Genomic DNA, 13122 nt, shown 5'->3' on the forward strand with positions numbered 1-13122 from the left:
TTCGACTAACTATCAATTAAGGCCTTCAAATAAGCTTGTAAGTTATGTACCGCACGTTCCATCGCTAGCGCCTCTTCATTGGACATGTCTTCCAACAAAGCTTTGGTCACCTTAAAATGAAGCGCTTGGTGCGCCCGGTATAAGATTCGCCCCTGATGGGTTAAACCTAATTTCACCACCCGCTTATCTTCCTTTGAACGACGGCGTTCGACATACCCCTTATCAACTAAGCGGTCGATGGCCGTAGTCATCGCACTTGGGCTCAGGTGAACAGCCTTTGCCACCTGCGAGGCTGTTTTTTCCTCGTACATGGAAATCGCATAAATCGTATGCACTTCTTTGACCGTCAAAGCCGAAAAAGGGCTCTGTTTGAGTTCGTATTCTTCCACCCAAACAACATTGGCAAGCATCTCCATCAAATCATGATTGATTTGCTTGACGTTGACCTGCTGGTTAGCCAGCTCAGTTTTGCTCATCAGGTGCCACCACGAACATTAGTTCCGCGCTGGTTGCGACCTTATCATTGACCTTAGCCGTGACCATAACGGTCCCCATGTTCTCTCGAACTTTGCCAAATGTAACATGTAACTTCAAAACATCACCAGGAACAACCATCTTCTTGAACTTGGCATCATTGATACCTGTCATGTAGGCTGTCTTGCCCTTAAATTGTGGTGATGACAAAATCAAGATTGACGCTGCTTGCGCCAATGACTCAATAATCAAGACACCGGGCATCACTGGGTTACCAGGAAAATGTCCTTGGAAGAATTGTTCGTTAATCGTCACGTTTTTAACAGCAACAATTGATTCATCAGGAACCATTTCTTCAACGTAGTCCATATAGATGATTGGGTAACGGTTTGGAATGAGGTCCATAATTTCAGTCGTAGTCAGTACTGGCATTAGGGTTTCCTTTCTTAATGGCCGAGAATGGCCCTAGTTAACTTCAATTCACAATAAAAACAGTCTAACAGTTAATACTTCGATAGTCAAACTATTAGCGTTTCTCAACTCATTTTAACACTTTCTACCTATATTAATTATTAAAAATCAGCTTGCCCCGCGACAGTTATTTAATAGCTTAGATTGATATGGAAAAGCTTAGAAAAATCAGCCCTTTCACAACCTTCACACGTCTAAAACAACCAGGCGATTTTCCCACTCGGTCATAAAGTCATGACTAAACCATTCCTTGACCCGACGAGTCCGATAGCCAACCGAGGCATTGTAAAAGGTCGTTCGCTGAATTGGCAACGCTTGAACATGAAGGTGCAAGTGACCAGAAATGGCAGCCTGAACCTGATTAGATACCGCTAAATCACTAACGGCCTGACTGCCTAAAAAGGACCGCAGCACATCCAGCCGTTCCATGCGAAATGGCATTTGATCAATAAAGGCCTGTTCCTGGGCAAAATGGTTAATTAAGATTGGAGTTTTCCCCACCTTCTTTGCTTCCTTGATGTCCTGTTTCATCTGATTTAAGTTAATTGCCAACCTTTCTGTATCGGTCATCGGTTGTTCAATCCGTCGATCATACCAAAATTCACGCTTAAAGCGTGTGATTTCCGCAACGCTATGCTGGTTTTGGTCAAAGCTATAATCATACCAGCCATTATTGCCAATCAAACGGGCCGAACCAATATCCAACGTTTTATGGTGGAAATAAAGGTCATCCACCGGACTTTCCAACTCCTGGTAACTGACCCCCGCCCCCATTTCATGATTGCCGGCCAAAAAGCGGATCACCGTGGCCGGCCCTAACCGTCGCTGCAGGTCGCGGGCAAAGTCTAATGTCTTATCAAAGCGATTAAACAAATCCCCGGCGATGACATAAACCGCAATCTGATTTTTTTGCAGGTAGGCGGCTTGTTGCTCCAACGCCCACTCTGTTTCAACCTTATTTAAATCCAAATGATTATCTGACGAAATAGCAACTTGCATCTTGTCCCTCATGTTCTTCTTGTTCGTATAACCCAGTCTACCACGAGAGGACAAGCAAGGTCGGTTGCCGGCAGCTGATTTTATAATGATTCAGTCAAAAAGAGCGCCCGCAAAGCACAGGTGCTCTTTTTGATTTAATATTCTCATCTCACTTTTTGTTCTTACCTAGTGCGAACAAATACACCGCTGAAGACAATCCCAAAGCCGCCAAAGCAAAAGCGTCCTTGTCACTCTCGTGATGCTTGCCTGTTTGTGGCAAAACTGATGATGCTTGTGAAACAGATGAAGGTGTCACAGCTGTCACTGTTTGATCCGGTTGGACTAACGCACTCGGATTATCCACCGGTGCCACTGAGTTAGTCTGTACTGGAACACTGGCACTCGCTGATCCAGGTTGACTCGTACTGGTTGAGATACTTGCGCTCACTGATTCAGGTTAACTCGTACTGTTTGAGGTACTTGCACTGACTGATTCAGACTGGCTCGTGCTGGTTGAGACACTGGTACTTGCTGATTCAGACTGGTTCGTACTGGTTGATACGCTGGTGCTTGCTGATTCAGACTGGCTCGTACTGGTTGGGGCACTGGTGCTTGCTGATTCAGACTGGTTCGTGCTGGTTGAAGCACTTGCGCTTGGTGATTCGGATTGACTCGTGCTGGTTGAAGCACTTGCGCTTGGTGATTCGGATTGACTCGTGCTGGTTTAAGTACTTGCACTTGCTGATTTAGATTGGTTCGTGCTGGTTGAAGTACTTGCGCTAGCCGATGCAGACTGGCTAGCACTGGTTGATGCACTGGCACTAGCTGACTCAGACTGGCTCGTACTGGTTGATGCGCTGGTACTTGCTGATTCAGATTGACTTGCACTTGTTGAAGCGCTGGCGCTTGCTGATTCACTAGCACTTTCCGAGCCACCCCCGTTATTAGAAGGTGTGGTACTAGTTGATGGATCTGGAGTAGGGTTCGTGTTCGTCGTATTAGCCTTATAAACATAAGTATACGTCGCATCATCCTTGCTATACGTACCATTGACACTGTATGAACCATCACTATTCTTCACAGCCCCTTCGGGTAGCTTGCTCTCGTCTAGAGTATAGCCATCAATCGATAAGCTATCTGCCGAAAAGCTATCTTTAGTCATAAAGCCAAGGGTATCATCATTTGGTGCTAATTGATTGCCACTTTCATCCACGTAACGAGTTGTGACCATCGTCTGACCATTCGCAGTATTGTGTAGAATTGCATTGGTGTAAACAGGCGTTTTCTTATCATAGAAACCCTTGTTATCAGAAAAAGTAATATCGTAGCGAACCTGTTGATTGTCGTTATTAGGATTAATCGCTTTAAAATTACTTAAAACAGTAAATGGGAAATAAAAATTTCCCTGGCCATCCCCATACTTACTTTCCATTTGTGCAATCACATCATCAGAAACACTAGCGTACTGAGACTTAATCACGTGCTCAAACTGTTCTTTTGTTAACTTGTAGTACTGTGAGGGACCGTAATTGATAATTACTTTCAATTCATTATCTGATACACGTACTACTGAATATTGGTTAGCGGCGGGTTGATCACCGTCTGCCTTTGATGTCCAAGCAGTCTGCGCACCACCAACTGCATTTGAAGTGCTGCCACTATTATTAGCTGCTTGGTCGGTCCAACCTGCTGTCTCAGTCGCGGGTCCATAGCCACTAGCGGAGGCCAAATGAGGCCAGAAATAGCCCCCATCTTCAATATAAACCGGTGTCACCTTTCCCTGGGAAGAGGCTGTCGCCTTAATATCAATCGTTTGAATATAATCTTTTCCATCATTTAAAATAACCGGTTCAGTAAAGGCCAAGCCATCGGTATTTGTAATCGTTGTTCGTGCTGAAACACCGTTCGAATTGACATCAGCAACATTATCCTTCATCTGCTGCGGCGTATTATTTTCTTTATAATCTGGTTGTGTTGGCTGAGCGGCCCAAGAGTAAGTATGCGTTTGGTCCGCTACCGTTTCACTAATGGATAAATCAGTTCCATTACCAGCAGACTTTGGGAAAATCTGTCCGGAAGCCGTATTAAAGTTCAAAGTAATCTGATGCGCACGACTCGAGTCAAAGCTAGCTCCATTTAAAGGTAATTGGATGGTTTGACTGGCCGCATCATAAGAAACGCTCGTGGATAAGACAGTATTTGTTGCACTTTCGATGACCTGACTATTAAAATTCGACAAATTAAAAGTCTGCATGCCGGGTTGATTATCAATATTAGTCGCAAGTGGAATGCTAATAGTATCGCCTTGCTTGAGAGTAGTATTGGCATTAATTGTAAAAGTCACCGAGGATGTACCACCATTACCACGCAATGAATCAAAAGTTCCGGTTGGAATTTGTTGACCATCTTGGTATGACCACGTAATGCTATCGGTCTTCACAATTCCTTGTTTGGCTAAATCAGTATAATTAAAAGTTTGTACCTGATTGTTAGTCTGAGTGGATGCATTTCCATCAGCAAAAGCTGGTGTGGTCAGCCCCTCACTAGCAAAAGTAAGGCCACCAGCAACGGCAAAAGCTGATATTGAAAGCACTACCCAATTCTTCTTGACTTTTTTCAGAACCTTACGTTCGTTAACTTTCGTCAATTGCATTTTATTATACTTCATGAAAATAGCCCTCCATTTCAACTAATGAATCATCATTTTAAAACTTCTCCTTGTTAACTCGAGAACATTGTATCAAATATATTTCTTTATGTACATTTTTGTTTCTATTGTATCTGTTTAGGTTAGATTATGTGCACAAAAAAAAGAACGCCGAAGCGTTCTTCCTTTATATAAATGATTATACGTTTGCAAAGTGCAACAAAGTACGGATCATGTTTGAAGTGAAACCGTATTCGTTGTCGTACCATGAAACAGTCTTAACCAATTGCTTGTCACCGGCTTCGACGATTTGCGTTTGAGTAGCATCGAAAGTAGCACCGTGAGTGTCACCAATGATGTCTGATGAAACGATTTCGTCTTCGTTGTAGCCAAATGAGTCAGAAGCGGCTGCCTTCATAGCTGCATTGATTTCGTCTGCTGAAACCTTCTTTGACAAAACTGAAGTCAATTCAGTAACAGAACCGTCAACAACGGCAACACGTTGTGCGTGACCGTCAACCTTACCCTTCAATTCTGGAACAACAAGGCCGATAGCCTTAGCAGCACCAGTTGAGTGAGGGATAGTGTTTACTGAAGCAGTACGGTTTGAACGGAACTTCTTTGACTTAGGTCCATCCAAAATCATTTGAGTTGAAGTAAAGGCGTGGATAGTAGTCATCGTTGCCACTTCAACACCGAATTGGTCTTGCAATACACGAGCCATTGGAGCCAATGACTGTGTAGTACATGAACCAGCTGAAACGATCTTGTCGTCAGCCTTCAAGATGTCTTGGTTTACACCATAAACAACAGTTGGTACATCACCAGCTGGAGCTGAGATCAAAACCTTCTTAGCACCTGCGTCCAAGTGGGCTTGTGACTTTTCGGCTGAAGTATAGAAACCAGTAGCTTCCAATACATATTCAACACCATCGTTCTTAACCCAAGGAATGTTCTTTGCATCGCGTTCTGCATAAACAGTGTAGTGCTTACCGTTAACCACGATACCAGTTTCATCAGCAGAAACTTCAGCATCCAAAGTTCCATGAGTTGAGTCATACTTCAACAAGTATGCCAACATTGATGGGCTAGTCAAATCGTTGATGGCTGCAACTTCAACATCAGCTGCTGAGTCGCCAAGTTCCAAGATACGACGGAATGCCAAACGACCAATCCGACCGAATCCATTAATACCAATCTTCACAGTCATGTGTGTAGACCTCCAATTAATTTTTTGACTTATGTCAACAAGGACATTATAACACAAAGGCTAGAAACCAGTGCAAGTGTTCACTAGAAATTGTTTGGAAAATTAACCATACCATTTCCTGATTTTGTCGGATAACTGAAAGAAAACTGTCTTTTTTATTCATTGAAATCCTTGCTATAATATTCCTATTATTATGAAACACATGGAGAGATGATTATGAATAAATACTTTACTACCAAAACCATCACGACTTTGGCCGTGATTACTGCTTTAAACCTCGCCCTTTCTTATGTGGTGCGAATTCCAACACCAGGTGGCTACGTCAACCTAGTGGAAGCCGGTATTTTCTTAGTGGCACTATTGGGTAGCGCGCGTTCTGGCATGATTGTTGGTGGTTTATCCGGTTTGCTCTTAGATCTTTTAGCCGGTTATGCCGCCTGGGCCCCCTTCTCTTTGGTCATTCACGGCTTAGAGGGTTACTTGGCCGGGTTGATTGGTGCTAAAAAATCAGTGATGAGCCAAACGATTGCCGTTATCGTGGCTTCCTTTGTCATGGTTGTCGGCTACTTCTTTGCCACAGCCTTCCTTTCACACAGCTGGGCGACCGGCTTTGCTTCAATCATCGGTAACATTGCCCAATGTGCCTTTGGTCTAATTATTGCCCTTGTCGTTCGTCCCGCTTTGTCAAAACGCGTGACCTTAAACTAATTGATGCAAGACAAGAAGCAACAAAAATAAAAAGCCTTGACCAACTGATGAAAAACCCAAGATTAGGATAACGAAACTATGGGGGCCATCTGTTAACGTTGATTGGGCTTTTTTTCTTTACCATTTATCTTTACAAACGCTTTTAATTTGTTTAATCAATGAACTAAACATGTAGACAAAACGACAATTTGGTATAGTTTAGATTTCATTTCCAAATGAAACTGTGAGATAATCGTATTAAGCTTTCAACTTAGGAGGAATCTAGAAAATGACAGCATACGATTACGATGTTTTGTACCTCGGGGCCGGCCACGGGGCCTTTGATGGTGCACCACTCCTGGCTCAGGCCGGTAAAAAAGTCGCCTTTGTCGAAAAAGAAAAGGTCGGCGGAACCTGCCCAAATTGGGGTTGCAACGCCAAAGTTATCCTGGAAAACGCAGTTTCCTTACAACGTGAATTACGTGCTTCAAACGGCATTGTTTCAGGTAGTGGCGACATTGACTGGACCAAGAACATGGCCCGTAAAAAGGAAATCATCGCCATCTTCCCAAACGCCATCCAAGGCGGGATGGAAGAATTGGGCATCAAGTTCTACTTCGGTGCTGGTCGCTTAGCAGACGCCCACACTGTGACAATCGGTGATCAGACCGTTACGGCCGAAAACATCGTGATTGCCACTGGTATGCACTCCCATCGCTTGGACATCCCCGGTGCTGAGTACCTCCACGATTCAAAGGACTTCTTGTCACTAGACCAAGCACCCGACAAGATGGTCATTATTGGGGCGGGCTATATCGGCCTCGAAACTGCTTCAATGATGAACGCTGCGGGCGTTGCCGTCACGGTTATTCTTCGTTCCGACCGCGCTTTGCCTGAATTTAACCAACGCTATAGCAATGCTTTGGTGCAAACCCTTGAAAAACAAGGCATTACATTCGTCAAGAATAGTCAGACTGAAAGTGTCGAACAAGTTACTTCCGGCTTTGCCGTTAAGACTTCAACCGGTACCTATGAAGCCGATTACGTCATGGATGCTACCGGTCGCACACCAAATACGGCCGACCTTGGTCTGGAAGATTTGGGAATCGAATTCGACAAGGCCGGGATTGCGGTTAACGAATACCTCCAAACAGCCGTGCCGAATATTTATGCAACCGGCGACGTAGTGAAGAAGGATCAGCCAAAGTTGACCCCAACAGCAACATTCGAATCCCAGTATGTTGCCAAGCGCCTCTTGGGCCAAGAGGACAAAGCCATCGACTATCCAGCTATCGGTACCACAGTCTTCACGACCCCTCGTTTGGCTCAAGCCGGCGTAACACTCGATGAAGCTGCCGCTCACCCTGATCAATATGATGTCGTTGAAAAGGATGTCATGGATGACTGGTACCGCATGGTCGATTACGAAAAGGAAGGCCACCTTTCATTGATTTATGACAAGGAAAAGCACTTGGTTGGTGCAATCGAAATTTCAGAACACGCAGAGGACATCATCAATGCTCTCTTGCCTGCCATTGAATTCGCCTACACACCAGCACAACTCAGTCGCTTGGTCACAATTTTCCCAACGATTGGTTATTCTGCTATCGGCGACCTTCTTTAAAATCAGAACTGATTTTAAAGCCCAAAGGAAACATTCCTTGGGGCTTTTTTAAAATAAATTTGTCGAAAGACGGCAGATAGTTTATACTTTCATTAGTCATTAATTGGTTCAGAGAAGCCAGATGATTTGCTTACGCTTAATTTTTAACACAATAAGACTATTCTCTGAACTTTTTTAGGGAATAGTCTTTTTTCTTGCCCATGAAGGAGAGTAACCATGGAAAAACCACTAATGATTGCCTTGGACTTTGACGACTTAGCCGCCGTCACTGCCTTTTTAGATCGTTTTCCCGACCCCAGCCAATTAACCGTCAAGGTCGGGATGGAGCTCTTCTACCAAGCTGGGCCAGCCATTATCACTGATTTAAAAAAGCGCGGTTGCGACATTTTCTTAGACCTCAAGCTCTTTGATATCCCCAACACCGTCCGCCAAGCAATGGCTCAAATCGGCCAACTCGGTGTCGACTATGTGACCGTTCATTCACTGGGTGGGTCTGCCATGTTGAAAGCTGCCAAAGAAGGTTTGGAAATCGGTGCGGCAAAGGCCGGCGTCGATGCCCCTGCCCTCCTGGCAGTCACAGAGCTAACTTCCATTTCCGATGAAGTCCTGAAAAACGAACAACACGCGGCCCTGCCAATGCAGGACCAAGTCTTGGCCTTAGCCCAAATGGCGGACCAGGCCGGCTGCGACGGCGTTATCTGCTCCGCCTTGGAGTTGACAACACTCAACGCCCATTTGCGTCCTGATTTTCTCTTCGTTGTCCCTGGCATTCGCATGCAAGAGGACCAAACGGGTGACCAAGTTCGCGTCGCTAGTCCCGACCAAGCAGCTGCGGACGGTGCCAAGGCCATCGTCGTTGGCCGGCCAATTACCAAGGCGAGCGACCCAGTTGCTGCTTGGCACCGCTATCAAAATGCTTGGCAAGGCTGATTTTTACCAACAAAAAGATATTAAAAGAAAGAATGAAAGGTTTTACCCATGACAGTTTCAACTGAAGCAATTCTCCAAGACTTAATCGATCACAGAATCGTCCAATTGAAGGTTGACGATACCTTCACCTTTGCCTCTGGCATCCAGTCACCAATCTATACCGACCTGCGCCAAACGATTTCTTATCCAACAACACGCCACGCCATCACCAAGGCCTTAGCCGAACTGATTAAGGAGCAATACCCTCAAGTATCAGTGATTGCCGGTGTTGCCACGGCCGGCATCCCCCAAGCAGCCCTAGTTGCTGCCGAATTAGACTTGCCAATGGTTTATGTTCGTTCCAAGCCAAAGGACCATGGTACCGGTCGCCAAGTCGAAGGTGTTATCCAAGCAGATGACCAAGTGGTCTTGATTGATGACCTGATTTCAACCGGCGGATCCGTCCTTGGTGCTGCGAAGGCTGTCAAAAACGAAGGCTTCAACGTAGCTGGTGTGGTTTCCATCTTCTCGTATGGTTTCCCAGATGCTGACAAGAACTTCCAAGAGGCTGGCTTTGCCTTTGCCCCACTTTTGACTTATACCGGCTTAATCAAGTTATTGGCCCACCAAAAGGTGATTAGTGATGAAGACCATGCCCGCCTAGCCAAGTGGCACCAAGACCCATGGGCTTGGCCACTGAAGTAAGACTTTATTGCCAGGTGGCCAGCGATTCCGCCATGCCACACTACTAACATTTTTCATACCCAGCGTTTCGTCAAACAAACAAAAAAAGGTGGTTGCTCACGCAACCGCCTTTTTTACTGATTTTTATTCAATTCCTGAACCAGGTTCAATGACTTCTGGCAAAACCGAAACGGTCACAATGCCGTTCTTTTCGGCAGAAAGAATCATTCCTTCTGATAACTCGCCAGCCATCTTCCGTGGTGCCATATTGGCCACGATTGCCACTGTCTTGCCTAACAAGACTTCGGGCTCTGGGTACCATTGACGAATTCCCGACAAAATTTGACGTGGTTTGTCAGAACCATCATCCAAAGTGAACTTAATCAACTTCTTTGACTTTTCCACAAATTCAGCAGCCGTAATCTTAGCCGCCAAAATTTCGACCTTATCAAAATCGTCGTACTCAATCAAATCCTTATGTTGGATTTCTTCGCTCACTTCTTGCTCCTTTGCGCCCTGCTTAGCGGCTTCTTTGACTGCCCGGCCCTTACCCTTGGTATCCTTTGAGACCAATGAAGCAATGTAGGCAACTTCTTCTTCCACATCCAAACGAGGGAAGATTGGTTCACCCTTGGCAACCACCTTCGTACCTGCTGGTACTTGATCGATGGCAAGTCCAACCAGTGAAACACCCTTTTCAGGGTAGTCTAATCCAAGTTGAGCAAACATTTGTCGTGGCGCATCCGTCATGACTGGTTGCAACATTGCTGCAACTGCACGAAGTGCTCCAGCCAAGTGAGCCAAAACTGATTGCAAAGCTGCCTTCGCGTCTTCGTCTTCGCCTGACTTCTTAGCCAAAACCCAAGGCTCTGTTTCATCAATATACTTGTTGGCACGACGAACAACACCCCAAACAGCTTCAAGCGCATCCGCTGTATGAACAGAACTCAAGTGTTGATTGTATTCTGTAATCTGCTTTTCAACAACCAGGTCCAAGTCCTCATCAAAATCAGTCTTGCCGGTTGTAAAGGCTGGAATCACACCATCTTCATACTTATTAATCATGGCTACCGTTCGATTCAAAAGGTTTCCCAAATCATTAGCCAAATCAAAGTTCACGCGTGACACAAAGTCTTCGGGTGAGAAGACCCCATCGTTGCCAAATGGCATTGAGCGCAACAGGTAGTAACGAACAGCGTCCAAGCCATAACGGGCCGTTAAGTCTTCAGGATAAATCACGTTCCCCTTTGACTTCGACATCTTGCCATCCTTCATCACCAGCCAACCGTGACCAATGATTTCCTTTGGCAATTCCAAACCGAGCGCATGCAACATGATTGGCCAGTAAATAATATGGAAACGAACAATTTCCTTTCCAACCAATTGCACATTAGCCGGCCAAAACTTCTTCAAAAGTGAATCATCAGCTGAATCGTAACCCAAGGCAGTAATATAGTTAGCCAAGGCATCAATCCAAACATAAATGACGTGGCGTTCATCGCCTGGAACAGGAACACCCCAGTTCGAAGAAGTTCGTGTCACAGCCAAATCTTCCAAGCCCGGTAAAATGAAGTTTTGCAACATTTCATTCATTCGTGCATGTGGTTGGACAAAATCAGGATGTGACTTGTAGTAATCAACCAACCAGTCGGCATACTTGGACATCTTGAAGAAGTATGATTCTTCTTGAATCTTTTCGACTTCATGACCAGAAGGTGCCTTACCACCAATCATCTTACCGTTCTCATCACGGTAAACTTCAGCCAATTGTGATTCCGTGAAATACTCTTCATCGGAAACAGAGTACCAACCTTCGTATTGGCCCTTGTAGATGTCGCCTTGGTCCAATAATTGCTGGAAGATCTTCTGGACAGCCTTTTCGTGGCCTTCGTCAGTCGTTCGAATAAACTTATCATATGAAATACCCATCAATGACCACAGGTCCTTGATGTCCTTAATCATCTTGTCCAAATATTCGATTTCACTTGTACCGGCTTCGTTCGCCTTCTTTTGAATCTTTTCCCCGTGTTCATCGGTTCCAGTCAAAAAGAAGACGTCTTCATCCAAAAGACGGTGGTAACGAGCAGTGGCATCCGCCAAAACTGTCGTATAAGTATTTCCCAATTGTAGCTTTCCTGATGGATAGTAAATTGGGGTTGTGATATAAAATGTTTTCTTGTCTGACATATGAGTCCTTTCTGGTCAAATGATGACCGATACCATGTTTTCATTATAGCAAAAGCCGGCTAGCCCGACTAGGTGGCCGAACAAGCATTCAGTCAGACTTTCCAGTAAACCATTTTGGAAAAATCAGCAATAAAAGCCGAACAATCGCTTTTAACCGACTATTTTGAAAGTAAACCAATTTTGTCTTTTTTGGCAAAATCAGTTCAATTCTGTTGACAAAGTTTTCTTGTCCCGTTACACTGATAAAAAGAAATCGGAGAAGATTAATGTTAGCTAAAAACTTAACTAACAACCCAAACATGACTGCGGTAAAGTGTTACTTACCGCTTTTTTAGGGTGGGTCTATCTGATTTACAGACGTAAAAACCGCCCTTGGTGTACACTAGGGGCGGTTTTATTTTGCACTGTTTTACCTAATTGAGGAGAAGAAGTAAGATGAATAAGAAAGTTTTGATTTTACTGGCCGGGATTATCGTGGTCATCGGTGGTATCTTTGGTTTTGCCCAGTTAAATCAACCAAAAAAAGATGAGACCATCAAGCCCGGAACATTAACTGTTGGCTTGGAAGGAACCTATGCACCATTTTCTTACCACGACGATTCTGGTAAGTTGGTTGGCTACGAAGTCGACATGGCCAAGGCCATCGGTAAGAAATTGAACATGAAGGTCACTTTCGTTCAAACAAAGTGGGACTCTTTGATTGCCGGTCTTGGCTCAAACCGTTATGACGCCGTGATTAACAACATCGGTATTCGTCCCGACCGTGAAAAGAACTACCGAATGTCAGAACCTTACCTTTACTCAAAATCAGTTTTGATTAAGCGTAGCGGTGAGACTGATTTGAACTCATTGGCTGACATCAAGGGCAAGACGATGGCCCAGTCATTGACATCAAACTACGGTCAAGTTGCCCAACAAAAGGGTGCCAACATCAAGGCCGTTGCCGGTATCGTTGAAGCCATGAACTTGATTACGACAAACCGTGCCGATGGTTCTTTGAATGACCAAGGTGCCTTTGCCGCTTGGAAGAAGGCTAATCCTGACGCTGATTTGACCACAGTTGATATCTCAAAGGATATCCAATCCGTACCAACCGGTGTTTTGATGAACAAGAAGAACGCCGCTTTGCAAAAGGACATGAACAAGGCCATTTCTGAGTTGAAGAAGGATGGTACCTTGACAAAGCTTTCTAAGAAGTACTTTGGTATGGACTTGAGCCACGACTAATTAATAAAAGTAAAGAGGAACTCT

General features: G+C 44.7%; 13 protein-coding genes. 6 read left to right on the plus strand and 7 right to left on the minus strand.

Features of this window, described 5'->3' with window-relative positions:
- Positions 1-5: 5 nt before the first annotated feature.
- The 4 genes from AOQ32_RS04580 to AOQ32_RS04595 form a co-directional block, all read right to left on the minus strand.
- On the minus strand, positions 6-476 hold the full coding sequence (locus tag AOQ32_RS04580; RefSeq protein WP_059393802.1) for a MarR family winged helix-turn-helix transcriptional regulator: 471 nt from the start codon (positions 474-476) through the stop codon (positions 6-8).
- Complete coding sequence (gene fabZ / locus AOQ32_RS04585; RefSeq protein ID WP_047974602.1) at positions 463-906, minus strand: 3-hydroxyacyl-ACP dehydratase FabZ; 444 nt, start codon at positions 904-906, stop codon at positions 463-465. Before fabZ ends, AOQ32_RS04580 begins: the two co-directional genes overlap by 14 nt.
- 225 nt (positions 907-1131) lie before the next feature.
- Positions 1132-1944 carry a metallophosphoesterase gene (locus AOQ32_RS04590; RefSeq protein WP_059393803.1) on the minus strand — a complete coding sequence of 271 codons (813 nt, stop codon included), beginning with the start codon at positions 1942-1944 and terminating at the stop codon, positions 1132-1134.
- A 148-nt stretch (positions 1945-2092) separates the two neighbouring features.
- Positions 2093-2371 (minus strand): hypothetical protein, encoded by a 279-nt coding sequence (locus tag AOQ32_RS04595; RefSeq protein WP_148666521.1) that lies wholly within the window; start codon positions 2369-2371, stop codon positions 2093-2095.
- 58 nt (positions 2372-2429) lie between these two features.
- Here AOQ32_RS04595 and AOQ32_RS08985 point away from each other — a divergent pair, with 58 nt between their 5' ends.
- Positions 2430-2594, plus strand: a complete 165-nt coding sequence (locus tag AOQ32_RS08985; protein WP_242976719.1) for a hypothetical protein — start codon at positions 2430-2432, stop codon at positions 2592-2594.
- A gap of 53 nt (positions 2595-2647) precedes the next feature.
- Here AOQ32_RS08985 and AOQ32_RS04605 read toward each other — a convergent pair whose 3' ends face one another.
- Both AOQ32_RS04605 and gap read right to left on the minus strand, forming a co-directional pair.
- The gene (locus AOQ32_RS04605) at positions 2648-4591 is read right to left on the minus strand and encodes a MucBP domain-containing protein (RefSeq protein WP_059393805.1); all 1944 of its coding nucleotides are present in this window, start codon (positions 4589-4591) and stop codon (positions 2648-2650) included.
- 178 nt (positions 4592-4769) lie between these two features.
- A complete protein-coding gene (gene gap / locus AOQ32_RS04610; protein ID WP_059393806.1) occupies positions 4770-5780 on the minus strand; it encodes a type I glyceraldehyde-3-phosphate dehydrogenase in 1011 nt (336 codons plus the stop codon).
- Positions 5781-5996: 216 nt separating this feature from the next.
- Here gap and AOQ32_RS04615 point away from each other — a divergent pair, with 216 nt between their 5' ends.
- From AOQ32_RS04615 to pyrE, 4 genes are all read left to right on the plus strand, one after another.
- Complete coding sequence (locus AOQ32_RS04615) at positions 5997-6488, plus strand: ECF transporter S component (protein ID WP_059393807.1); 492 nt, start codon at positions 5997-5999, stop codon at positions 6486-6488.
- Between the two features lie 268 nt (positions 6489-6756).
- A complete protein-coding gene (locus tag AOQ32_RS04620; protein WP_059393808.1) occupies positions 6757-8091 on the plus strand; it encodes a dihydrolipoyl dehydrogenase family protein in 1335 nt (444 codons plus the stop codon).
- 216 nt (positions 8092-8307) lie between these two features.
- A complete protein-coding gene (gene pyrF / locus AOQ32_RS04625; protein WP_059393809.1) occupies positions 8308-9021 on the plus strand; it encodes an orotidine-5'-phosphate decarboxylase in 714 nt (237 codons plus the stop codon).
- Between the two features lie 48 nt (positions 9022-9069).
- On the plus strand, positions 9070-9705 hold the full coding sequence (gene pyrE / locus AOQ32_RS04630; RefSeq protein WP_059393810.1) for an orotate phosphoribosyltransferase: 636 nt from the start codon (positions 9070-9072) through the stop codon (positions 9703-9705).
- A gap of 123 nt (positions 9706-9828) precedes the next feature.
- Here the strand turns inward: pyrE and metG are convergent, their stop codons facing one another.
- Positions 9829-11871, minus strand: coding sequence for a methionine--tRNA ligase (metG, locus tag AOQ32_RS04635; RefSeq protein ID WP_059393811.1), 2043 nt, complete (start codon positions 11869-11871; stop codon positions 9829-9831).
- A 435-nt stretch (positions 11872-12306) separates the two neighbouring features.
- Here metG and AOQ32_RS04645 point away from each other — a divergent pair, with 435 nt between their 5' ends.
- On the plus strand, positions 12307-13098 hold the full coding sequence (locus AOQ32_RS04645) for a transporter substrate-binding domain-containing protein (protein ID WP_059393813.1): 792 nt from the start codon (positions 12307-12309) through the stop codon (positions 13096-13098).
- Positions 13099-13122: the final 24 nt, after the last annotated feature.

Source organism: Fructobacillus tropaeoli, assembly GCF_001047135.2.
GTDB lineage: Bacteria > Bacillota > Bacilli > Lactobacillales > Lactobacillaceae > Fructobacillus > Fructobacillus tropaeoli.

Coding starts and splice junctions, on each gene's coding strand:
- AOQ32_RS04580 (WP_059393802.1), bottom strand. CDS start 476: ATGAGCAAAACTGAGCTGGCTAACCAGCAGGTCAACGTCAAGCAAATC.
- fabZ (WP_047974602.1), bottom strand. CDS start 906: ATGCCAGTACTGACTACGACTGAAATTATGGACCTCATTCCAAACCGT.
- AOQ32_RS04590 (WP_059393803.1), bottom strand. CDS start 1,944: ATGCAAGTTGCTATTTCGTCAGATAATCATTTGGATTTAAATAAGGTT.
- AOQ32_RS04605 (WP_059393805.1), bottom strand. CDS start 4,591: ATGAAGTATAATAAAATGCAATTGACGAAAGTTAACGAACGTAAGGTT.
- gap (WP_059393806.1), bottom strand. CDS start 5,780: ATGACTGTGAAGATTGGTATTAATGGATTCGGTCGGATTGGTCGTTTG.
- AOQ32_RS04615 (WP_059393807.1), top strand. CDS start 5,997: ATGAATAAATACTTTACTACCAAAACCATCACGACTTTGGCCGTGATT.
- AOQ32_RS04620 (WP_059393808.1), top strand. CDS start 6,757: ATGACAGCATACGATTACGATGTTTTGTACCTCGGGGCCGGCCACGGG.
- pyrF (WP_059393809.1), top strand. CDS start 8,308: ATGGAAAAACCACTAATGATTGCCTTGGACTTTGACGACTTAGCCGCC.
- pyrE (WP_059393810.1), top strand. CDS start 9,070: ATGACAGTTTCAACTGAAGCAATTCTCCAAGACTTAATCGATCACAGA.
- metG (WP_059393811.1), bottom strand. CDS start 11,871: ATGTCAGACAAGAAAACATTTTATATCACAACCCCAATTTACTATCCA.
- AOQ32_RS04645 (WP_059393813.1), top strand. CDS start 12,307: ATGAATAAGAAAGTTTTGATTTTACTGGCCGGGATTATCGTGGTCATC.